Raw genomic sequence first — 261 nt, 5'->3', positions numbered from 1 at the left:
CTAAGAGGTTTCACTTCTGAGTTCGGGAAGGGATCAGGTGGTTCACTCTTGCTATTGTCGCCAGCACAACTGTTTATGACTATTCGTTGGGTCTAACCTCAGAGCAGTGCTCTTCGTGCCTAACTTTCATCAAATGAGTTATTAACAGGTATATTTGAGTTCGATATTGTATCTAGCTTTATAACTAAATCAAGTTGTTTGCAGTGATTTGAACCACAACACCAACTGTTTGGGTGTTGTATAGTCAAGCCTCACGAGCAA

At 41.0% G+C, this 261-nt stretch carries 1 rRNA gene; it reads right to left on the bottom strand.

Annotation, left to right across the window (positions count from 1 at the left end):
* Positions 1-65, bottom strand: a 5S ribosomal RNA gene (gene rrf, locus AXW61_RS17020); the annotation flags it as partial.
* Between the last annotated feature and the right edge of the window lie 196 nt (positions 66-261).

This window comes from Acinetobacter sp. BMW17 (assembly GCF_001592855.1).
In the GTDB taxonomy this organism is placed as follows: domain Bacteria; phylum Pseudomonadota; class Gammaproteobacteria; order Pseudomonadales; family Moraxellaceae; genus Acinetobacter; species Acinetobacter johnsonii.
The sequence above is the reverse complement of the archived record's forward strand: the minus strand, read 5'-3'. Positions and strand labels throughout refer to the sequence as shown.